The organism is Ohtaekwangia kribbensis (assembly GCF_042676245.1).
Taxonomy (GTDB): domain Bacteria; phylum Bacteroidota; class Bacteroidia; order Cytophagales; family Cyclobacteriaceae; genus Ohtaekwangia; species Ohtaekwangia kribbensis.
This window is the reverse complement of record NZ_JBHTKA010000007.1, coordinates 181529-203538: the sequence shown is the minus strand read 5'-3', so window position 1 is coordinate 203538 and position 22010 is coordinate 181529. Positions and strand designations below refer to the sequence as shown.

At 43.4% G+C, this 22010-nt stretch carries 21 protein-coding genes; 6 read left to right on the top strand and 15 right to left on the bottom strand.

Features of this window, described 5'->3' with window-relative positions; genetic code table 11:
* Positions 1-146: 146 nt before the first annotated feature.
* The 3 genes from ACFQ21_RS16060 to ACFQ21_RS16050 all read right to left on the bottom strand — a co-directional run bounded on the left by ACFQ21_RS16060 (position 147) and on the right by ACFQ21_RS16050 (position 4837).
* Positions 147-2519 (bottom strand): ABC transporter permease, encoded by a 2373-nt coding sequence (locus ACFQ21_RS16060; protein ID WP_377580295.1) that lies wholly within the window; start codon positions 2517-2519, stop codon positions 147-149.
* A 288-nt stretch (positions 2520-2807) separates the two neighbouring features.
* Complete coding sequence (locus ACFQ21_RS16055) at positions 2808-3497, bottom strand: ABC transporter ATP-binding protein (protein ID WP_377580294.1); 690 nt, start codon at positions 3495-3497, stop codon at positions 2808-2810.
* Positions 3498-3589: 92 nt separating this feature from the next.
* A complete protein-coding gene (locus ACFQ21_RS16050; protein ID WP_377580293.1) occupies positions 3590-4837 on the bottom strand; it encodes an efflux RND transporter periplasmic adaptor subunit in 1248 nt (415 codons plus the stop codon).
* A 402-nt stretch (positions 4838-5239) separates the two neighbouring features.
* On the opposite strand from ACFQ21_RS16050, the gene ACFQ21_RS16045 reads away from it, so the two are divergent.
* Together ACFQ21_RS16045 and ACFQ21_RS16040 are read left to right on the top strand one after the other, a co-directional pair.
* A complete protein-coding gene (locus ACFQ21_RS16045) occupies positions 5240-6622 on the top strand; it encodes a sigma-54-dependent transcriptional regulator (RefSeq protein WP_377580292.1) in 1383 nt (460 codons plus the stop codon).
* Between the two features lie 97 nt (positions 6623-6719).
* Positions 6720-8072 (top strand): sensor histidine kinase, encoded by a 1353-nt coding sequence (locus ACFQ21_RS16040; protein WP_377580291.1) that lies wholly within the window; start codon positions 6720-6722, stop codon positions 8070-8072.
* Between the two features lie 23 nt (positions 8073-8095).
* Here the strand turns inward: ACFQ21_RS16040 and fabF are convergent, their stop codons facing one another.
* From fabF to ACFQ21_RS15985, 11 genes are all read right to left on the bottom strand, one after another.
* On the bottom strand, positions 8096-9346 hold the full coding sequence (fabF, locus tag ACFQ21_RS16035; RefSeq protein ID WP_377580290.1) for a beta-ketoacyl-ACP synthase II: 1251 nt from the start codon (positions 9344-9346) through the stop codon (positions 8096-8098).
* Positions 9347-9353: 7 nt separating this feature from the next.
* Positions 9354-9944, bottom strand: a complete 591-nt coding sequence (locus ACFQ21_RS16030; protein ID WP_377580289.1) for a TetR/AcrR family transcriptional regulator — start codon at positions 9942-9944, stop codon at positions 9354-9356.
* A gap of 164 nt (positions 9945-10108) precedes the next feature.
* On the bottom strand, positions 10109-11254 hold the full coding sequence (locus tag ACFQ21_RS16025) for a hypothetical protein (RefSeq protein ID WP_377580288.1): 1146 nt from the start codon (positions 11252-11254) through the stop codon (positions 10109-10111).
* Between the two features lie 140 nt (positions 11255-11394).
* Positions 11395-11733, bottom strand: coding sequence for an L-rhamnose mutarotase (locus ACFQ21_RS16020; RefSeq protein WP_377580287.1), 339 nt, complete (start codon positions 11731-11733; stop codon positions 11395-11397).
* A gap of 2 nt (positions 11734-11735) precedes the next feature.
* Positions 11736-12992, bottom strand: a complete 1257-nt coding sequence (fucP, locus tag ACFQ21_RS16015) for an L-fucose:H+ symporter permease (protein WP_377580286.1) — start codon at positions 12990-12992, stop codon at positions 11736-11738.
* Positions 12993-13036: 44 nt separating this feature from the next.
* Complete coding sequence (locus ACFQ21_RS16010; protein ID WP_377580285.1) at positions 13037-13810, bottom strand: SDR family oxidoreductase; 774 nt, start codon at positions 13808-13810, stop codon at positions 13037-13039.
* 2 nt (positions 13811-13812) lie between these two features.
* Complete coding sequence (locus ACFQ21_RS16005; protein WP_377580284.1) at positions 13813-14640, bottom strand: amidohydrolase family protein; 828 nt, start codon at positions 14638-14640, stop codon at positions 13813-13815.
* 57 nt (positions 14641-14697) lie between these two features.
* Positions 14698-15537: a fumarylacetoacetate hydrolase family protein gene (locus tag ACFQ21_RS16000; RefSeq protein WP_377580283.1), complete on the bottom strand. Its 840-nt coding sequence runs from the start codon at positions 15535-15537 to the stop codon at positions 14698-14700.
* A 266-nt stretch (positions 15538-15803) separates the two neighbouring features.
* The gene (locus ACFQ21_RS15995) at positions 15804-16580 is read right to left on the bottom strand and encodes an SDR family NAD(P)-dependent oxidoreductase (RefSeq protein WP_377580282.1); all 777 of its coding nucleotides are present in this window, start codon (positions 16578-16580) and stop codon (positions 15804-15806) included.
* Positions 16581-16597: 17 nt separating this feature from the next.
* Complete coding sequence (locus tag ACFQ21_RS15990; RefSeq protein ID WP_377580281.1) at positions 16598-17110, bottom strand: HNH endonuclease; 513 nt, start codon at positions 17108-17110, stop codon at positions 16598-16600.
* 303 nt (positions 17111-17413) lie between these two features.
* The gene (locus ACFQ21_RS15985; RefSeq protein ID WP_377580280.1) at positions 17414-17725 is read right to left on the bottom strand and encodes a hypothetical protein; all 312 of its coding nucleotides are present in this window, start codon (positions 17723-17725) and stop codon (positions 17414-17416) included.
* A 134-nt stretch (positions 17726-17859) separates the two neighbouring features.
* Here ACFQ21_RS15985 and ACFQ21_RS15980 point away from each other — a divergent pair, with 134 nt between their 5' ends.
* Together ACFQ21_RS15980 and ACFQ21_RS15975 are read left to right on the top strand one after the other, a co-directional pair.
* Positions 17860-18282 (top strand): helix-turn-helix transcriptional regulator, encoded by a 423-nt coding sequence (locus ACFQ21_RS15980; protein ID WP_377580279.1) that lies wholly within the window; start codon positions 17860-17862, stop codon positions 18280-18282.
* A 688-nt stretch (positions 18283-18970) separates the two neighbouring features.
* A complete protein-coding gene (locus ACFQ21_RS15975; protein WP_377580278.1) occupies positions 18971-19567 on the top strand; it encodes a transposase in 597 nt (198 codons plus the stop codon).
* A 97-nt stretch (positions 19568-19664) separates the two neighbouring features.
* On the opposite strand, the gene ACFQ21_RS15970 is transcribed toward ACFQ21_RS15975, so the two are convergent.
* Entirely contained in the window at positions 19665-20102 is a 438-nt protein-coding gene (locus ACFQ21_RS15970) for an SgcJ/EcaC family oxidoreductase (RefSeq protein ID WP_377580277.1), read from the bottom strand.
* 517 nt (positions 20103-20619) lie between these two features.
* Between ACFQ21_RS15970 and ACFQ21_RS15965 the strand changes: the two genes are divergently transcribed.
* Complete coding sequence (locus ACFQ21_RS15965) at positions 20620-21093, top strand: hypothetical protein (protein ID WP_377580276.1); 474 nt, start codon at positions 20620-20622, stop codon at positions 21091-21093.
* A gap of 96 nt (positions 21094-21189) precedes the next feature.
* Entirely contained in the window at positions 21190-21528 is a 339-nt protein-coding gene (locus tag ACFQ21_RS15960) for a hypothetical protein (protein WP_377580275.1), read from the top strand.
* Positions 21529-22010 lie beyond the last annotated feature (482 nt).

Genomic DNA, 22010 nt, shown 5'->3' with positions numbered 1-22010 from the left:
CTTTTGAAGTGATCGAGGTTACAGTGAAGTTATAAATAAGTTTGAAAGTAATTTAGTCCGAAAGTTTGAGACCTTCCACTTTTCTTTCAGTCCTCCGGACTTCCAAGCTTTTGTCTTCCGGTCTTCCCGACTTTCGGACTTCCCCATCACTCGTCCCTCAACGTATTCACCGGATTCATCGAGGCTGCACTGAAAACTTTATATCCGATCGCTACAGCCGAGATCACAAACATCACCATGATCGAAACCATAAACGTGATCATTGTCGTGCTTTGATAGTAATCCCAAATACTGCCCATTAATAAATCTACCATAAAATATCCCAGGGCACAACCCAATACCGAGGCGATCAGCAGGATAATCACAAACTCCGTGTTAATGATGCGGGTAATGTTTACAATCGATGCACCCAATACTTTCCGCACACCTATTTCTTTCATCTTCTTGATTATATTCAGTGATACCAGCGTGAACAATCCGGTTGCCGAGAGGATCATCGCTACTATTCCCAGGAAGATAAACATCTTCACTATATTATCATTTACAGTAAAGGCTTCCTTCATTTCTTCGTATAAATAGCGGCCGTTATAAAGTCTGTTTGGGAAAATCTGTTTCCATTCTTTTTCCATAAAGGCGTTCACTGCCGTTAACTTTTCGATGGGAGCATTTACAATAACGTGGGTGTATTGTTCCTTGTTGGTATACCGAATCATCATCGGTTCCATTTGTGCCCATAGCCCTACCGTATATACATCTTTCACTACCCCTACTACATATAACTTTACCGTGTCGTGCCAGAGAATTTCTTTTCCTAGCGGTTTCTCCCACTTGAATATATCGGCCATTTTTTGTGTGATGATCACGGACTCTTTACGATCTGTTTCAGAGTCTTTCTGGAAGTCACGACCTTCAGTCAATGTCAGTCCCATGGTTTTCAGGTAATCATCGCCTACGTCAATGATATCCACCTCAAACTGTTTGGATTCATACTTTACAGGATCCTTATAGCGCTGTGAAAATATACTGTGTTTTGAGCCGGCTACCGAAAGTATATCTTTATTCTGCACCAATGCATTGCGATACGTTTCATATTCATTCCCGTTTTCAACGTATGCTATAATAACGCTTTCTTCATTAAAGCCAAGATCGAAATCACGCTGGTATTTGGAATTCTGGTAGAAAGCAATTGAACAGACAATAGCCAACAACGATATAGCATATTGCAGGCAAAGAAGTACACGTGTAAACAGGTTGGTACCTCCAAGCTTCAGTTTACCTTTTAATATACCTACAGGTTCGAAACTGCTGATATAGAATGCTGGGTAACTGCCTGCAATCAAGCCTGTAAACAACAGTACAGCAACGAGAAATAATACAAATCCGGGGTTATCTATATAGTGTGACGTGAGTTTCATTTCTTCCCACAGCGAGTTCCACGCATTCAGTAATACTTCACCGAGGAAAAGTCCAATCACGAGCGAGAGAAAACATATAAACATGGTTTCACCAATGAACTGCACAATCAACTGCGCCCGCATGCTACCCATTACTTTTCGTATACCAATCTCTTTCAGCCTTCGGGAAGATATAGCGATAGATGTATTGGTCATGTTAAAACAGGCGATCAGCAATACCAGCACCGCCATAATGGTAGGCGCATATACAGCCGAGCGCGGGTTGGCGTCCCATGTCTCATTCCAGGTATCATTTATCTCATCACGCTGTGCCATTCCTACGAATGGATCCAGCACATACTCCGTTACTATAAAATCCTCACGAACTTTATTGTTGTTCTCGCGGTAAGCCTGTAACTGTTTATGTATAGCATTTACGCGTGTCGGGTTGGGAATCATGACGAACATTGTTGTCCATGTTTTCCAATCCGTTTCCTTTACATCTTTTGCATCATCAAAGAAGTTATCGAAGTGCATATAGGCCTGGAAGCGGAAACTTGAACTCTGTGGCTGCTTTTTAAATACACCGCCTACCGTAAATTCTTTTAGTTCTGTGCCGAGCACTTGCGTAAGTTGTTTACCCACAACATCTGTACTGCCAAAGAGGCGCTTCGCCTGTTCATCGCTTAAAAATACTTTTGATTTATCCTTCAAATCGGCAGGTTGGCCATGGATAAATTCGAATGAAAACATCTCGAAGAAGTCAGGATCAACATAGGCTATACCACCGGGGAACAAGTTGTCTTCCACTTTGAAATTAGACCAGGAGCGATTTAGTCTTGTTACCTTCTCAGCATCGGGTATATTTTGCCGAACGGTGGGGCCCATCGGCAGCGAAGTATATCCATAAAGTCGTTCGGTGCCTTCAAATTCACGCACCTGGCTAACACGGTATATCTTGTCAGCATGCACGTGATGGGTATTAAATATAGTATCAAACTCCCAGTTGAAGTACGCTACAATACAACAGCCAATACCAATGGCGAGACCGAACACATTAATCAGGATGAAGAGTTTATTCTTCATCATACTACGCAAAGTGATGAGGAGATAGTTTTTTATCATGGGGTTAAGGGTCGAATTGGTTATAAGACTACCATCCCTGATGAGAGGTTGCATGCATCGGCCAATAAATATGCCACTGCATAAAAGTGCATCTATAGCTTATTTCGCACAGTATACCATTCGGAACTGTACAACCCCGTGTTCACTTCCGGTCAATAAAAAAAGCCCGGCTGGTTTTGCCGGGCTGTATACTTATAAGGAGTATCGCCAGTGGTTGACCGCCACGATCAACTGGCTGCTACGTCCTGTTCGGTTTAAAGGGTATAGCAAGAAGCGGTATACCTGAGACTAAATATGGAAATGTTCCTTGATGTTCTCGGTTACAACTTTACCATCGAACAAGTTAACAATGCGGTGTGCATAGTTTGCATCATACGGTGAGTGAGTCACCATTACGATGGTTGTTCCTTCTTCATTCAATTGAGACAGGAGCTTCATTACTTCTTCACCGTTGGCAGAGTCCAGGTTACCGGTAGGTTCATCGGCCAGTATCACTCTTGGTTTTGCTACAATGGCACGCGATATAGCCACACGTTGTTGCTGACCACCGGAGAGCTGCTGCGGGAAGTGGTTTCTGCGGTGCATGATGTTCATGCGCTCGAGTACTTCTTCAACGCGCTGCTTGCGTTCTGCCGCAGGCACTTTCATATACAACAGTGGTAACTCTACATTTTCGAATACAGTAAGTTCGTCAATGAGGTTAAAGCTCTGGAATACGAAACCGATAGAGCCTTTACGAAGTTGTGCACGCTGGCGCTCAGAGTATTTAGCTACTTCGTGTTCACCAAAATAATACTCACCGCCTGAAGGATTGTCCAATAAACCCAGGATGTTGAGCAACGTTGACTTTCCGCAACCAGACGGGCCCATGATGGCCACAAACTCTCCCTCTTTAATTTCGAGGTTGATGTTGTTTAACGCGGTTGTTTCTACTTCTTCTGTCGTGTAGACTTTTTCAAGATTTTTAAGTTTGATCATGGCAGGTTTATTTTATTGTGGTTATGATGTTCGGTTTATCAATTAAGTTTTATAGTCGTTAATAGTACTCCTATTTTAAACAAAAGTTACAATTAGTCCAGTAACAATACCTCGCTGTCGCCAAAGTTTTCGTATGATGAGGTGATTACTTTATCACCCGGCTGCAAGCCTTCCAGTACTTCGAAGTGTTCGGTATTCTTTCTGCCCAGTTTTATATCTCTGCGTACTGCGCGGTTCTCGCTGTCCATTACGAATACCCAGTTACCACCGGTATCTTTATAGAATCCGCCTACCGGCAACAACAACTCTTCTGAAGACTGTCCTAATTCAATACGCAGTCGAAGGGACTGACCTCTGCGTATACCAGAAGGTGTTTCACCAACAAAGTTCATATCTACAAAGAATCTACCGTTCTCAATCGTAGGATATATATACATGATCTCCAGTTTATAGTCCTTATTGTTGAACGTTGTTGTAGCATGTAATCCGGTTGTGATGCGTGGCAAGTATAGTTCATCTATCGGCACACGAACTTTATAACTTCCTACGATATCTACCTGTCCTAAACGTTGACCCGGCGTTACACTTTGTCCAACATCCAGCTGCGGACGAGATAACTGTCCATCGATGGGAGCGCGAATCACCAGGTTATCCAGAATTCTTCCTACACCATCCAGGTTCTGGCTCATACGGCTTTCCAGGTGGTTGATGTTACGAAGCTGACGGATACGATCGATCGAATCGATTCGATACGCCTCGTACGTAATCTTCCAACGCTCCAGGTTATAATTATAGTCAGCCTCCGTCTTTTCGAAAGTCTGCTTGGAAATCAGCTTCTTCTCGTACAAAGTTTTTTCACGTTTATACTGCGGCTCTAAAGTCGCCAAAAGACTTTGAATGAGCGCCAGCGTTTGCCGCTGTTGCAAGTCGTTTTGCGTAATAGCCAAACGGGTATCACGGTTACGGTTTATACTTTCGCTCAACTGTGCTTCCTGACTTAAGACATCCAATTCGCGGTTAAGGTTGCTTAATTCTAAAATTATATCTCCTTCTTTCAGCATAGCACCGCTCTCGGCCACTACGCGTTTTATTTTTCCTCCTTCAATGGCATCGAGATATACCGTGCGACTTGGCTCAACAGTACCGGTCTGCGGAATAAATTCCTGGAATACACCGCGGCCAACCGTTGAGATCGTAATCTTGTCTTTCTCGATCTTTAGTTTTTGTCGTCTGTCAGCGAAGATGAGCTGATACGCTACAAAAATTACTAACACGGAAATTCCACCGTAGGTGGCAAGACGTTTTATCGTCCACTTTTTCTTCTTAATCTGTTTGTCCATTCGTATTGAGTTATAAGTCGCCGCTATATTTCTCCGATAATCGTGTCACCCGATTACGTTCACTATACATCGCGGACACTGGCAGCAAGCCAACAAGTGTGCCAAGCGCCAGAATGCGAATTTGACTTGAATTCAACATTATTGCTGTACAGTTCTCGTTCACATGTGAACGTGTGTGTCCGGATGCGAACGGACAATTTTCTTTAAAAAATGCTCAGAAACGTGTTTTTCACAGTTTTTAACGGTGTAACGGTTTCGGTACACGCTTTGCCCGCTAGCGGACGAATCCTTATGTGTTTACGTGGATACGTGGGCAGTTGTGTATGTTGACTGTGGCGTGTAGACGGTGCGTAGTGTGAGGGTATATATATACTTTGACCTTAATTTTAAACCCTATAGATAATGTCTGAGACCAAGCAAGGTAAGATTCTGATCGTTGACGATAATGAAGACCTTTTAAAAGCCGCGAAGATGCACCTGAAGCGACATTTTGCTCAGGTGGATATTGAGAAAAATCCGGAAGCTATACCCGCATTGATGGGGAATGAGGATTACGATGTTATACTGCTCGACATGAACTTTACCAAAGATGTAAGCAGCGGCAGCGAAGGATATTACTGGCTTGAACGCATCCTGCAAATCGATCCATCGTCAGTAGTTGTATTGATCACAGCGTATGGAGATATACAGATGGCGGTTAAGGCTATAAAAGCAGGTGCTACGGATTTTGTTTTGAAGCCGTGGGAAAATGAAAAATTACTCGCTACACTATATTCGGCTATGCGGCTTCGGGAATCGCGCGATGTAATTGAAAATCTCAAGATAAAAAATCACGAGATCAACCAGGCGCTGAACAACCGGTTCAGCGAGATCATTGGACAGAGTGCTGCTATGCAGAAAATATTTCAGACGATTGATCGCGTGGCACGTACCGATGCGAATGTATTGATCCTCGGAGAGAATGGTACTGGTAAGGAACTCATAGCTCGTGCTATCCATAAAAATTCATCCCGACAGAATGAAAACTTTGTAGGCGTTGATCTCGGTTCTATCACCGAAACACTTTTTGAAAGCGAACTCTTCGGTCATAAGAAAGGTGCCTTCACTGATGCGAAAGAAGATCGCGCAGGGAGATTTGAATTGTCCAACAACGGTACACTCTTCCTGGATGAGATCGGTAATTTATCCATGCCGCTGCAAGCGAAACTCCTCACAGTATTACAGAACAGAAAAGTTAGTCGCGTAGGTTCGAACAAAGACACACCAATCAACATCCGCCTTATCTGCGCTACCAACATGCCGCTCTATGAAATGGTAAAAGAGAATCGCTTCCGCCAGGATTTGCTGTATCGGATAAACACCATTGAGATCGAGATACCGGCACTGCGCGAGCGCTTTGAAGATATACCTTTACTGGCCACACACTTTCTGAAATACTATGCGCAGAAGTACGACAAGAGTGTAACGAAGATCAGCGAAGGTGCCATGACACGCATGCACAAGCACCCGTGGCCGGGTAACATTCGCGAATTACAGCATGCTATTGAACGTGCCGTGATTCTGAGCAACAGCAGTGTATTGCAGCCGGAGGATTTCAACTTCACACCTTCGTCTGGCAAAGAAGACGGGCAACTGAGTCTCGAACAATATAACCTTGAAGAAGTCGAAAAACTGCTCATCCGTAAAGTGCTCAAAAAATACAACGGTAACATTACGCAGGCGGCAACAGAATTAGGGCTAACACGATCGTCATTATACCGGAGATTGGAAAAGTATGGACTTTAACCTGCATCACGTTCAAAGTTTCATGTTGTGATAGTAGAAACGAACAAGTATTCTTTTAACTTGGAACTTTGAACCGGTAATTTTCGAATCGCATTCAGTGAACTTCGGCTTTAAAGATTTTCGTACCCGCGTTATTCTGCGCGTGGTCATGTTGGGATTAACCATGGCGCTATTCATGTACATGGTCGTAAGACCGAACATGTTATTCGCTGCCATGCTCATGGGTACGATCATCGTGCTACAGCTTGTAGAGATTTTTCGATTTGTCAGTCAGACAAACCGTAAGCTTACACGCTTCCTCGAATCTGTAAAATATTCTGATTTCATTTCCGGTTTTGCCTCCGACAATAAACTCGGCAAAAGTTTCAAAGATCTGAATGAAGCTTTCAACGAAGTGCTCGAGGCTTTCCGCAAGGCACGGTCTGAAAAAGAAGAACACGGCCAATACCTCAACACCGTTGTACAACAGGTACGCACCGGTATACTTTCATTTGATATTGACGGGAATGTGCAATTGATTAACGCGAATGCGAAGCGATTCATGGGGATTACATCCATCAAGAATATCAATGAACTCATCGCGATCAATCCCAAGCTATATCATTCTATTAATAGTGTAGAGCCGGGCAAGAGTGAACTTTATAAAGGCAGTAACGAACTATACCTAACGGTACAGTCCACTGAGTTACGCATTCGGGGAACGGATGTGAGACTGATCACGCTCCAAAACATTCAACCGGAATTACAGAAGCAGGAACTCGAAGCGTGGCAAAACCTGACCCGTGTATTGCGCCATGAGATCATGAATTCCATTACCCCTATATCTTCGCTCACTTCTACCCTGCGCGAGATACTGGATCACGACATGGAGAAGATGGGCAATCATTACGAATTGAAAGAAGAAGGCGCAGAAGATCTTCGCGAAGGTTTAAGTACGATTGAGAACCGAAGCAAAGGTCTCATCAAATTCATTGACGCATACCGCGAATATACTTCGCTGCCTAAGCCCAAGCTCGCAACGGTACGGCTACAGAGTTTGCTGGAACACGTTGCCCAGTTGATGAAGACTGAATTGAAAAAGACGAACATCAACTTTCGCGTAGAGTGCAGTTCAGAATACCTGACTATACAGGCCGATCTTGAAATGATTGAACAGGTGTTAATCAACCTGCTGAAGAATGCTATTGAGGCCCTGGGAGAAACCGAACACCCCGCACTTGAACTGATAGGCCGCTACGATGGCTCGGCTATATTGATTGAAGTTATCGACAACGGACAGGGTATAATTAAAGAAGCAATTGATCACATCTTTGTTCCCTTCTATACTACCAAACGAACAGGCTCAGGTATTGGCCTGAGCCTGTCGCGGCAGATTATGCAAATGCATAATGGTTCTATTACTGTGGAATCAGAACCAGAAGTGCGAACTGTCTTCACACTTCGCTTCTGATCCCAGCAGATCCCAATAACTTATCACGATACTTTCTTAAACACAGCAGTAGCGTTATGTCCGCCAAAACCGAACGTATTGCTCATCGCTACGTTTATATCTTTCTTTATACTGGAGCCTAATACTATATTTAGTCCTTGTGGCAATGTAGGATCGAGTTGTTGTGTGTTGATCGTTGGCGGTATAATTCCGTTCTCGATTGCTTTTATACTGATGATCGCTTCAATTGCACCTGCACCACCGAGCAAGTGACCTGTAGCTGATTTTGTTGCACTGATGTGCAGCTTCTTCGCGTGATCGCCAAAGAATTTTGCGACAGCCTTCATCTCGCTCTCGTCACCTACCGGTGTTGATGTAGCGTGTGGATTGAGATAGTCAACATCTTCCGGTTTCAGGTTGGCATCTTCCAACGCCCATTTCATACCCAGCATAGCACCGGCACCTTCGGGATGTGTAGCCGTTAAGTGATATGCATCGGCAGACATACCTCCTCCTGCAACTTCTGCATATATACGTGCACCTCTGCGTTTAGCATGCTCGTATTCTTCGAGTATCAATGCACCCGCACCTTCGCCCATTACGAAGCCATCGCGATCTACATCAAACGGACGTGATGCAGCAGCCGGATTATCGTTACGTGTAGACAATGCCTTCAATGCGCTGAACCCTCCTATACCGGCTTCGTTAATAGCGGCTTCCGATCCACCGGCTACTATAATTTCTGCTTTACCCCAGCGTATATAGTTCATCGCATCAATGATCGCTGTGTTGGATGTAGCGCATGCCGATACCGTTGAGAAGTTCAATCCCATAAAACCATATTTTATGGAAATCCATCCGGCTGCTATATCTACAATTACCTTCGGTATAAAGTATGGATTGATGCGCGGTGTACCATCACCTTTCGCATACTCTATAATTTCCTGTTGAAAAGTATAGAAGCCTCCGTTACCGGAACCCCAGATAACACCTACACGTGTTTTATCAATAGCATTCAGATCAAGACCTGAATCTTTTATAGCCTGGTCGCTGCTCACCAATGCATACTGTGCGAAGGGATCAAGCTTTCTTACTTCTGCTTTTTCAAAATAATTCAACGGGTCGTACCCTTTCAATTCACATGCAAACTTGGTCTTGAATTTTGTGGTGTCGAACTTGGTGATAAGTGCTGAACCACTCTTGGCGTTAATCAGGTTATTCCAGAACTCGCCCACAGTATTACCCAGTGGTGACAAAGTTCCCATACCTGTAACGACTACTCTGCGTTGTTGCATACTTCTTTTATTTACTTATTTGATTAATTAAGTTCTTGCAATGACGAATGATGATCTTCATCGGTTCGTCTGATTTTTCCACGCGCGCAAACATAAGCGCTCCTTCTATAGAACAAAAGAGCGTGTAAGCAATTTCGCTTGATTTAGTATCTTTTTTGAATTCGCCTGCTTTTATACCATTTTCTATCAGTGATGTTATAAAGCTTATGGTGTCCATCAATTCTTTCGTTACCACTTTGCGCATAGCCGTACGGTGGTCATCAGCTTCAATTGCCATATTTAGCATGGGACATCCACCCGGTATAGGCGGATCGAACACATACTCACCGTAGAAATCAAAAAGTGCAAACAATTGCTTCTTGCATGTATCGGCTTTGGCTACTTTTGCCCGTGCCACCTCTTTTACTTTTTGGATGGAGTATTTGAATGCTTCCAACGCGATCTCATCCTTGTCAGCAAAATTACCATAGAGTGCGCCTTTTGTAAGTCCGGTTGTCTCCGTAAGATCCGACAATGATGTTCCATCAAACCCTTTCTTGTTAAAGAGAGGCGCTGTTTTTTCGATAATGTGTTGCCGGGTGCGTTCGCCCTTGGTCATATTGGCCGTAAAAATATACCAATTGGTATATTTTTACAAATAACTATTCTTATCCACTGATAATGAGCACGATAAAATCCATTCAACAAGTCTTTGGACAGCAAAAAATAACCTCTGATGCTCCACGCACAGAGGTTATCGTGATGTATAATTATCCGTTAATTCTATTTCGAATCCATGCTCAAACGGGCAATGCCGTTTACTACATCATTGCCGGCATTGATAAAGGATCCTCCGGCATATAATTCGCCATTGTATACAGCAAATGTACCTACCGAGCCATCAACACCCGTACCGGATGCTGTCCATCCTGTTCCGTTAAAGCTGGCTATACTATTAGCTGGTTTACTTTGTTCACTTACAAAATCGCCACCGGCATAGAGTAAATCACTGTACGAGAATAATACATGTACAGCAGTGCGTGCACGGTTTACATAATATCCTATCGGTTCCTTTCCAACGGATGTCCAATGCTTGCCATCGGTCTCTGCCACCATCGATACATTCGTTGTATTGTTTGCATGGCTAAAATATCCGCTTACGCAAAGTTTATCTTTATTCACTGCCAGACTTGTTATAGCACCGTTAAAGCCAGCAACGCCTGTCCAGCTTTTGCCATTCCATTTCAGCAGGTTGCTTGTGTAATTCTGGCGTTGTTCATCCAGTACAAACGTACCGCCGGCATAGAGCTCACCTTTGTACTCGGTTAACGCGTATATATCATTGGGTACGCCCGCTCCTGCTCCCGACCATGTTTTACCATTCCACCGTGCTATACCTTTGGCCGGTTTGTTACCGGCTTCTGTAAAACTTCCGGCTGCATAGAGTTCATCTTTATATACCTGCAGAACCGCTACTTCACTATTGATGCCCGCTCCCACGGGTAGCCATGTTTTGCCATTCCAGCGCGCTATATTTTTTACAGATGTGTTTCCTGCTTTATCAAAAAGTCCTCCGGCATAGAGCTCATTCTTGTATACATATAGTGACATGACGATGCCATCTATACCTATATCTACAGGCGACCATGTTTTTCCATCCCAGCGGGCGATGTTGTTAGCAGGTTTGCCTCCTGCCATTTTAAATACGCCTGCTGCGTAGAGCGCTCCGTTGTAAACTGCGAGGGCTTTGATGGTTCCATTGCCGCGAGCCGGTTCTGGCTCATCATCTCGCACGACATTGATCTTTACTTCGGTCTCCTCCGGTTTCTCTTTAAGCAAAATGCCTCCTCCTACGGAGAGCCATCTTTGTGCGTTTGCATGTAATGTTACGATTACCATGGCTGCCGATAATATTTGTGTTTTGTTCATGGATAAACAGGTTAATCCGTTTCTGAGAATAAGATGCAATGGGGAAGAAGATTCCATAATGGGCAACGTTATTTTTTAGCAACAAGTAACTTTAAATCCATGGCACAAAGGAAATCATGGAGGAGACACAAAGGTATATACTAACGAGCGGGCAATTCGAAGATCTTTTCCATGATGATCCATTTCTCTCCGGGTTTGGCTACCGGGAGGGGCTGCTGGTATTTCCACATCAGCGCTTCCCAGGCTTGTACCTTAGGGTTGGTACTGTCGGCTTTGGATTTCTTCTCGAATGAAAAGGTATCGTTTACTTCCATGATCATGAAAAGGCGGTTGCCTGTACGGTATATTTCCATGGAATCTATACCAGCATCGCGAATGCTCTTCAGTATTTCTGGCCAGACTTTTTTATGATGATCCTCATACTCAGCTATGAGTTGAGGATCATCTTTTAAATCAAGTGCAAGGCTATAGCGCTTCATCTTTATTTGGCGTGATTCAATTTATAACCGTTCGCTCCGTAGAACAGTACTACCAGGAACGATAACGCAGGAATAATCAACGATTGCTGTATACCTATAGTATCAGCAAATACACCCATTAACGGAGGCAGAATCGCGCCCCCCACAATGGACATGATAATAAGCGATGAACCGAGTTTGGTTGACTCACCAAGATTACGAACTCCCAAACCAAATATAGTCGGGAACATGATCGACATAAAGAAGTTGGTTGCCAACAGGGCGTAAACCGCTATTTCACCGTGTGCAAAAATGCCGACAACACACAGGGATGACGTAATCGCTGCATATATAGTCAACAGCTTGTGATCTTTTATATATGTCATAAAGAACGTTCCTAAAAACCGGCCTGACACGAATAACAGTGTACCGGCAAGCATATAGTATTTGGAAGCAACCTCTTTACTTGTTTCAGGAATCAACTCGGTAACGTAGTTAATAGTGATTCCCCATATACCTACCTGTCCGCCTACATAGAAAAGCTGTGCTATTACCGCGAACATCAGGTGACGTTCCTTAAATATACTTTTGTCAAAACGCAGGGTAGATGTTTTGGAAGGCTCCGGCATTTTGGTTATAAAGAACAAAAGCGCAGCAAACAATACTATACCGGCGAGCATTACATAGGGCAGTATAACGGCATCAGCAGCTTGTTGCTTGGCTGCAAGTGTATCCATGGCTCCTTCGTTACCGGAGAATATAAAATGACCTGCAATCCACGGACCGAACACAAGCGCGGCACCGTTAAACGATTGTGACAGGTTAAGACGCTGTACGGCCGTTTCGCGTTTTCCTAATATAGTTACATACGGATTGGCTGCTGTTTCCAGGAATGCAAGTCCGCTCGCAATAACGTATAGCGCTACCAGGAAGAAACCGAACGTCATCAGCTTGGCTGCGGGTATAAATAGTAAAGCACCGCCTGCATAGAGTAACAATCCGAAGAGTATACCTTTTTTATAGCTATACTTTTCCATGAATAAACCTGCTGGTATAGCAATGGTGAAGTATCCTAAATAGAAAGCAGTTTCCACCAACAAAGCCTGTGCACGACTGATCTCAAACACCGGCTGAAAATGTGCGATAAGCGCAGAGTTCATTATGTTAGCAAGTCCCCAGAGGAAAAATAAACTTGTTACCAGTATAAATGGAATGAGGTAAGAACGATTGGCGGTAACCGACTCGCTCGTGGTTATAGTTTCGGTGTTTACGATCGGCATGGTATTGTTTTGGTTGTAGGTGACTATATAATTTTTTCAGACCCTCAGGACAGTGCTCTGTCGAGATGCACATAACCTCCGTCTACATAGATAAGTTGTCCGGTTGTGTGACTGGATTTATCGGAGAGTAAAAACGCTACAGCATTTGCAATCTCTTCAGAAGTAGTCATGCGTTTGCCGAGCGGTATCTTTTCAGTGATGCGTTGTAAAGTTTCTTCGGGGTTCGGTAAAGTCTGTACCCATTTTTCATAGAGCGGAGTATAGCATTCTGCTACGATCACAGCATTTACACGTATACCATACTTCAGTAATTCAACCGCCCACTCGCGCGTTAATGCATTGCGGCCACCGTTGGATGCGGCATACGCAGATGTACCACCCTGCCCCGTTTCAGCAGTCTTCGAACCTATATTTACGATAGATCCTTTCGATTTTTTCAATGCTGGCAATGCGTAATGCGCCATAAGGTAATAGTGTACCAGGTTTTTATGAAGCGATGCCATAAAGGCTTCGTAACTTCCGTTCTCCAGGTTAACGCCATCATTTACTCCGGCATTGTTCACCAGGCCATCTATCCTTCCATATTTTTGTAGTACAGCATCAACGGCATCTTTACTTTGCTGCGGATCGGTAAGCTCTGCTACTACCTGAAAACCTTTTCCTGAAATTTTATTGAGCGTGACTAAATTGTCTGCTTCATTTCTTCCAACGATCACAGGCACAGCACCTTCTTTCGCCAATACTTCCACGATGCCTTCACCAATGCCCTTCGCACCGCCCGTTACAATAACTATTTTGTCTTTGAGATTTAAATCCATGCCTAAAGATTATAAAACTTCCTGGCATTTTCACCCATCACGAGCGTCTTTTCATGCTCCGAAAATGTAGAAAGATACGTTTGAGCAATCGATAATTGCTGCTTATACGTGGCAGCCACGAGACACACGGGCCAGTCTGATCCGTATAGGATTCGCTCCGTTCCAAAAGCAGTAAATAACACATCGAGGTACGGAGTAAAATCATTCGCCTTCCAGTTCTTCCAGTCGGCTTCCGTTACCATTCCCGATAGTTTACAATGTATATTTTTGAATGCAGCAATCGAAGCTGTATCACGCTTCCAGGCCGCTATATCTGCGGTGCGGATAGATGGTTTGGCGAGATGATCGATAACGATCTGTACTTCCGGAAGCTGCTGCACAAACTGAATCGCTTCGGGTAACTGGTGATGGTATAGCAGCAGATCGTACGTAAAATTAAAATCAGCGAGCTTCTTTACACCTTGTATAAATTTGCGATCGCTCATAAAGCCGGCAGGCTCGCCCTGTATAATATGACGAAACCCCTTCAGCTTTTTATACTTTGAAAAGTAGGAAAGTCGTTCAGCAAGATTATCGGCACGCAGATCAACCCAGCCTACAACTCCTTTTACGAAATCATACTTATCCGCCAGCGAAAGAAGAAAACTGGTTTCTTCTTCCGACTGATCGGCTTGCACTGCTACACATCCATCTATACCATTGGCTTTCAGCACAGGCGCCAGATCCTCCGGGAGAAAATCGCGTTGAATGATCTTCATGTCATCCGTAATCCAGGCATCTTTTACCGGATTATATTTCCAGAAATGCTGGTGCGCATCAATAGCAGGCATGTATAGCTATAGGTGTTACTTTAATACTATATATCGTTGCAGATAATCAGCAAAGATTTACTTTGCTACCTGGCGTTGTTCACCCAGACCTTCTATACCCAGTTCGATTACATCACCTTTCTTCAGGTATATAGGAGGTTTGAAACCGAGGCCTACACCTGCAGGCGTACCGGTAGATATTACATCACCCGGAAGCAACGTCATAAACTGGCTGATATAGCTTACCAGGAACGGCACTTCAAAGATCATGTCATCGGTATTATTATCCTGCATCATCTGTCCGTTAACTTTCAGCCACATGTGCAGCTTGTTATAGTTTGGCAGCTCATCAGTTGTTGCTATATAAGGCCCCATCGGAGCAAATGTATCGCAGCTCTTTCCTTTTACCCACTGACCGTTGCGCTCCAACTGATACTCGCGTTCGCTATAGTCGTTGTGCAGACAGAAACCTGCTACGTAGTCCAGAGCATCTTTCTCTTCTACATACGAAGCCTTCTTGCCGATAACAACTGCAAGCTCAACTTCCCAGTCTGTTTTTGTACTGTTGCGAGGGATGATCAGATCATCGGTTGGTCCAACCAATGCTGTAGTAGATTTGAAGAAGATGATCGGCTCCTTCGGTATATCCATCTTCGACTCCAGCGCGTGCTTGGTATAGTTTAGTCCTACGCAAATGATCTTTGACGGACGCGTAAACGGAGCACCGATCCGTACATCTTTACCCACCTTCGGCAATGAAGTATTTTTCTTCAGCCACTCCTGCAAACGCGCCACACCACCTGTCTCAAAAAACTTCTCACCGAAGTCTTCACCGAAAGCAGATACATCTACGATTTCATTGTTAACCAGTACTCCGGGTTTTTCAGTGCCCGGTTCACCAAAGCGAAGTAATTTCATCTTTTATTATTAGACGTTAGTTGTAAACAGTTCCTGTACACAGCACACCGTATTTATTCTTATAGTGCTGTCTCATATTCACTGCTAGTCATTTTGACTATAAGCAAACAAACAACAATATAGGCCCGTGTGCGTGTGTTCTTTTGGGTTATTAATTGATTTGGTTATAGAGAGTGGCGTACCGAAAGGACAAATGTATAGTTTTATGCGAGTTTTCTAAAAACGATCTGCATAAGAAACACCTGCATCCGTACGCTCACGGTTTATTAATTGTTCAGGCGGATAAAGCCACCATCCAGAGGATAGTCGGTGCCCGTGACAAACGAAGCTTCGTCTGAGCAAAGGTATAAAGCTAACGCTGCAACTTCCTCCGGCTTGCCCATGCGGCCGATCGGTTGTGTTTTGGAAAGCTTCTCGAACATCTCTTTCTCTTGTCCGGGATAAGTCTTGGCAATGAAGTTATCAACGAACGAGGTATGTACGCGTGCCGGCGATATACAATTGCAACGAATGTTATCTTTCAGGTAATCTTTCGCTACCGATAATGTCATGGTGAGCACAGCACCTTTACTCATCGAGTATGCAAAGCGGTCAGGTAAACCTACACTGCTGGCAATCGATGCGAGGTTTACAATTACACCACCACCCTGCTGTTTCATCTGGAATATAACAGCCTGCATCATGTTATATACTCCCTTTACGTTAACCGTAAATACACGATCGAAATCTTCCTCCGTAGTATTGTCCAAACGTCCTATATGCGATACTCCCGCACTGTTCACGAGTATATCTACACGACCGGCTTGTTGTGCTATAGCCGCTACAACATCTTTTGTCTGCTTGTTGTCTGCTACATTCACAGCGAACGCATGCGCCTTGCCTCCTTTCGCCTGAATTGCCTTGGCTACTTCTTCTGCTGCCGCTTTGTTAAGATCAAGAATAAAAACTTCAGCTCCCTGCTGCGCAAATACTTCTGCAACGGCTTTACCGATGCCACTGCCTCCGCCCGTAATGGCGGCTGTTTTCTTTTGAAGACTAAACATGAATAAATATTAAAAAATTAATGATGACCGTGATGGCCTGTGAGAAAAGAGTCCCACTCGCCTGCCTGACCGTTCATGTGGTCTTTCAGGAAAATGGAGTAAGAGGGTTTATGAGGTTTTCTGCGCAACGGCATGTTCGCCTCTTCCGGAGTATAGTCTCCTTTTTTGGCGTTACATTTTTTACAGGCCGTAGCAAGATTCAACCAGGTATCGCCACCACCGCGAGCGCGGGGTATGACATGGTCGATTGTAAGTTCCTTTTTTGTGCCGCAATACTGGCACTCGTAATTGTCGCGCTTGAATATATTCTGCCGGGTAAGATTAACGCCCTTGTAAGGGGCGTTAACATATCGGTTGAGACGAATAACTGATGGCATTGGATAACTTTTGCTCACAGAATGAAGCTTGTGCCCATTGGCAGTCCGCACCATTTCACTTTTGTTGAGGAACACCAGAATAAAGGCACGCTCAACGGAGCATACCATTAGTGGGCTGTTGTCCTGATTAAGTACCAATACCCTGCTGTTCATGATTGAAAGATAATGGCTATCTGCTTACGAAACAACGTTATTGGGCGCCTTCTTTTTGCGAAAAATCGACTGAGGATGTGAGTGTTGGCGATTTGGGGATGAGTGGTTCTGCGGAAAGAAGTCCGGAAGCATGAGAAGACCGGAAGTCCGGAAGACGGTGCGTTTTAGTATAGCGATTCACTTCAGCGTACAGACTACCCGTCTTCCGGACTTCCCGACTTTCGGACTCTTCGAGCTGTGACTGGTGATTAGTAGCAGTTCTACGCCTTTACTACTTAGGCGCTCTTAACCATCCCTATATCCTCACTTTCTCGAAACGATCTGACAGCAAACAGAATATAACTCCGGATTCTTTTCCAACAAACCTTCCAATGCATAGCTGGCTTCGATCAGTTGGGCCAGGGTTTCAAAGATGAATATATACTCGGCGCGTTTCTGCTCGTCCCAGTGCGAAGTCTCCGTACTGCAGAGTGCACATTTGAGCATATCCCACAGAGCAATATATATGCTGTCGGCATCATGAGTACTGCAGAACTCGCGCACCATGTGCCGTATACTTTGCAGGTCGTTGGGATTAAGTTTCCCGAAAGGTTGATTAATGCAAAAATTCATCATTGTTTGGTTTTTGATTACGGCTGCAAGTAGCGTTTACCACGGTGTATATACGCATTCGTATTTCAGAAATCATATCCGGTTAAATGGATAATTTAGAATATATTTGATCACCTTTTAACTGCTATATTTGACACATGACAAACGATAAACGCACCATACACCAGGGAAGAAATGTAAAACGTTTCCGCGAAATGTTAGGCCTCAAACAAGAAGCGCTTGCCGACCAACTCGGTGGCGACTGGTCGCAAAAGAAAATCTCCATGCTGGAGAATAAAGAAATTATAGATGCAGCTTCGCTGGATGAACTTGCTGCTGCGTTGAAGGTACCGGCTGAGGCGATTAAGAATTTTAGTGAGGAAGCTGTCTTCAGCATAATCAATAATACTTTTAACGATTATGCTGCAGCTAATATGAACTATCAATGTACGTTAAGTCCGTTAGATGAAATCCGAAAATTGAATGCGGAAAAAGAAGAGCTATATAAAGCTCTTTTGAAAGAGAAGGATGAGAAGATTGCTTTGTTGCAGAAAGTTTTGGAAGGCAAAACTAACATATAGATTTAGCCAAAGCACTGCTTGATAATTAAGGTTGCGGCTATCAATGTCGCTGAGTCCCCGAGGCGGGAGACTCAGCTCGGACGCTCTAAGAATCTCTGTCAAACTATATGACAGACGTCTCTGCAGAGTCTCTCGCCTCGAGGACTCTGGCGGAAGCACACACGAAGACAGACCAACAAAATATTTTGCATTGCTGCATAGAAGTTTTGCAAGAAAAAAACTAACATATATAGACTTATTCAAAGCACTGCTTGATTAGTTAAGGTTGTGCTTCCATGTCGCTGAGTCCCCGAGGCGGGAGACTCAGCTCGGACGCTCTAAGAATCTCTGTCAAAACTATATGACAGACGTCTCTGCAGAGTCTCTCGCCTCGAGGACTCTGGCGGAAGCACACACAAAGACAGACCAACAAAATATTTTGCGTTGCTGCATAGAAGTTTTGTAAGAGAAAAACTAACATATATAGACTTATTCAAAGCACTGCTTGATTAGTTAAGGTTGTGCTTCCATGTCGCTGAGTCCCCGAGGCGGGAGACTCAGCTCGGACGCTCTAAGAATCTCTGTCAAAACTATATGACAGACGTCTCCGCAGAGTCTCTCGCCTCGAGGACTCTAGCGGAAGCACGCACGAAGACATAACAACAAAATATTTTTTAAACTAAAACTCCGTTAGCCGTTAACAAAACTCATGAGTGTACGAAAAGAAATTACAGAATATAGTGGTATATATTTTATAACCTTTACATGCTGCCGCTGGCTACCACTGTTTGAAATTTGTAACGGATATGACTCCGTTTACAAATGGTTCGACTATCTCAAGAAAAAAGGTCATTACATAACAGGATATGTTATCATGCCTAACCATGTACATGCATTGCTGGCTTTTAGAAATACACAAGGGCAATCCATTAACGCTATTGTTGGAAACGGAAAACGCTTTATGGCTTATGAGCTGGTTCAAAGACTCCAGAAACTCGGGCATCATGATGTATTGACACAGCTATCGTCATTTGTTAATAAAAATGAAAAACTCAAAGGCAAACTTCATGAAGTCTTTGAGCCCTCCTTTGACTGGAAAGAATGTTCTTCTGATAAATTTCTGGAGCAAAAACTGAATTATATTCATGAGAATCCTTATCGAGGTAAATGGAGTCTGGTCCAGCAACCTCAAGACTATGTACACAGTTCTGCACGATACTATCTATCAGGGCAGCAAGGTATATATGAAGTACTGAACTACATGGAACTTGAAAATATTGACTTATCCAAAGCACTGCTTGATTAACCGAGGTTGCGCTCTCGATGCCGCTGAGTCCCCGAGGTGGGAGACTCAGTCCGGACTCGATATTTTGCTAACCCTCTTCGAAACCGACCTATTTTGATTAAAGCGTTATTATGGGCGTTGTTTGAGCCAGACTGATCTTCCATCCCTCCTCGCCTTTCACCAATATATAGGTTAGGGCACCTTTCTCTGACGGAAGAGCAGCTCCCTTACCATCAATCGAATCTCGATTATCTGATACGTGCTTGATACAATTCACTAACGCAACATCGGATCGCAGGAAAATGATGTTTTCAACAACGTTAGTCGTGACTACTTTTGCCAGTTGACCTGACAGCGCTTTCCGCATGGCCTGCTCCAACGCATCACGCCCGAGGACGCGCTTTCCGGCAAAGTTGACAATGACAACATCGTTGGCGTGAAGAGGAAGAAAGCGGTCCGGATCGTTCTGATATTTTGCAGCATCCTCTACCAACTGTTTGATGGCCGCTATTTCCTGCAGCCTGCTGGTATCGTTGAGCTCAATTTGTTCTGGCATCGTATTTAATTTTTGTAACGGAATTGTTTCCATGAAAGTAACGGCTAATTAAAACAAAACACAAAAGTGAGCAAGAAATGGTAATTCGATAATACATCTTAAGAGATTAAATATAAAAGCAGTGATGCCCCATCAGAGTCACCAGCCTCCGCCCGGCCTCCGGGACTCTGATGATTAGCAGCAGTAACACAGCTTTATACTTTTTTATACTTTATCTGTTTAAAAGACAGAGACAAAATATATACTTTATGATTCAAATTGAAAATTTGTACATCATGGTATAAGAGTATTGGAAGTGTTCGAACCTCTGAACAACTTTGCTGTGATAGTAATAATACTTTTCAGCAGCTTGTTATTAGGATTCGCACTTAAATACTTACCGACTCAAGAGACCAGTCCTTTAAAAAAAATTGGTTGGGGTCTATTATACGGTTCATTAACATCAACGATTATTATCTTTTTGGCTTTCACCTGGATAATGACCAATTTTCGTCCATAATAATGTAATCGAATCCATATGAAGTATATATATGCCACTATAGTTCTTACAATACTAGTAATGTGTAACGGGGGTAACCGAACAACCGAAACAGCAAAAACAACAAAACAACAGTCTGTCGCAGAAAAGAGTGAAGCTATACCAGTGGCTGATTGGGTCAAAGTAAAATGTGAACATCTATGTGATGACGAGAAAGGAAAATTCCCAAGCCGCGAAACCTTAAAGGAACACCTGGGTGATGAGTTCTATGACCTCGTTAAACGCGAACAAAATGATTCAATTTTTATAGCGTTTAATTTCATAAAAGACTGCTGCATGGATTTCACAGGCACAGCTTCTATAAGAGAAGATACGTTACTACTAACGTTCTTACCAGCCATTGATTCTTCTAGGTGTGATTGTTTATGTGATTACAGGATGCACTACAGAATAAATAAAAAAGGCGAGAAGTGGTCAGTCATTAAGCCTGTTTATAAAACCAGGTCGCTCTAATTTCTCTCACGCTCATAGTAAATCACACCGGCATTTGAATACTCGACTATCTTCATGTTTCGTTTTTTTGTCAAAATTTCTGGTATCATTATCCTAATGGCTGCCATTTGCTCTTGTGATCACGAATACTATGGACGATATAGTATCAATGACTGCAAATTGAAGAATGGCAATTCGTGCAGCACTGCTACCGGTTCGTTGGTGCTTGACTGGGACGGAACGTTCTCCTTACAATACAACAAACAACGCATACAAGGCAGGTGGGATTTCTTTGATGATGGCGAAGCTGCAATTCTTGAACTTCGGTGCGGCCAACTAACTGAATCATGCCTGGTCGGACAATATGGAAAGAGGATCGTCATTGAATTGTCAAATCCAGGGCACATAAAAAACGATGCTTTAAAGAGTATAGAATTTATCTCTACAAGTAATTAAAGTATAAAGCTTCCACAAATTGTTATATAAAGGATGTGAACAATTCTCAATTGTTAATGGCTAGAACTCCCAGTGAGCCCCTTCTCGTTTTATATCTTATTACCTGACAGGAACTTCTGCCGAATGAAATTGAAACAATTCAATATATTTAGCTCCTAATCGTTTGAAATGACCGAACCCATCGACAGCACTCCGAAAAAAGAAAACAAGGTGGCTTCTCAAAGCAAGCAGGATATGATATTCTTCGCGCTAAATTATTTTTGTTCCGTTTTATGGTCTGAGAATGGTACTTGAAGATTACCTGGCTACAGACCGAATACCTTTGAGCTATATATTCTTACTAGGTCTTGTATGTGCTATCATTACTGTGTTGGTGACACGAACCACCCGGTCTAAAAAACTTCATGCTAAGATTTTGGCATCCTCGATTCTTTTGTTTGTGATTGTACTTATTAATCTTTTCTAAATGCTCTTTTGCCAGT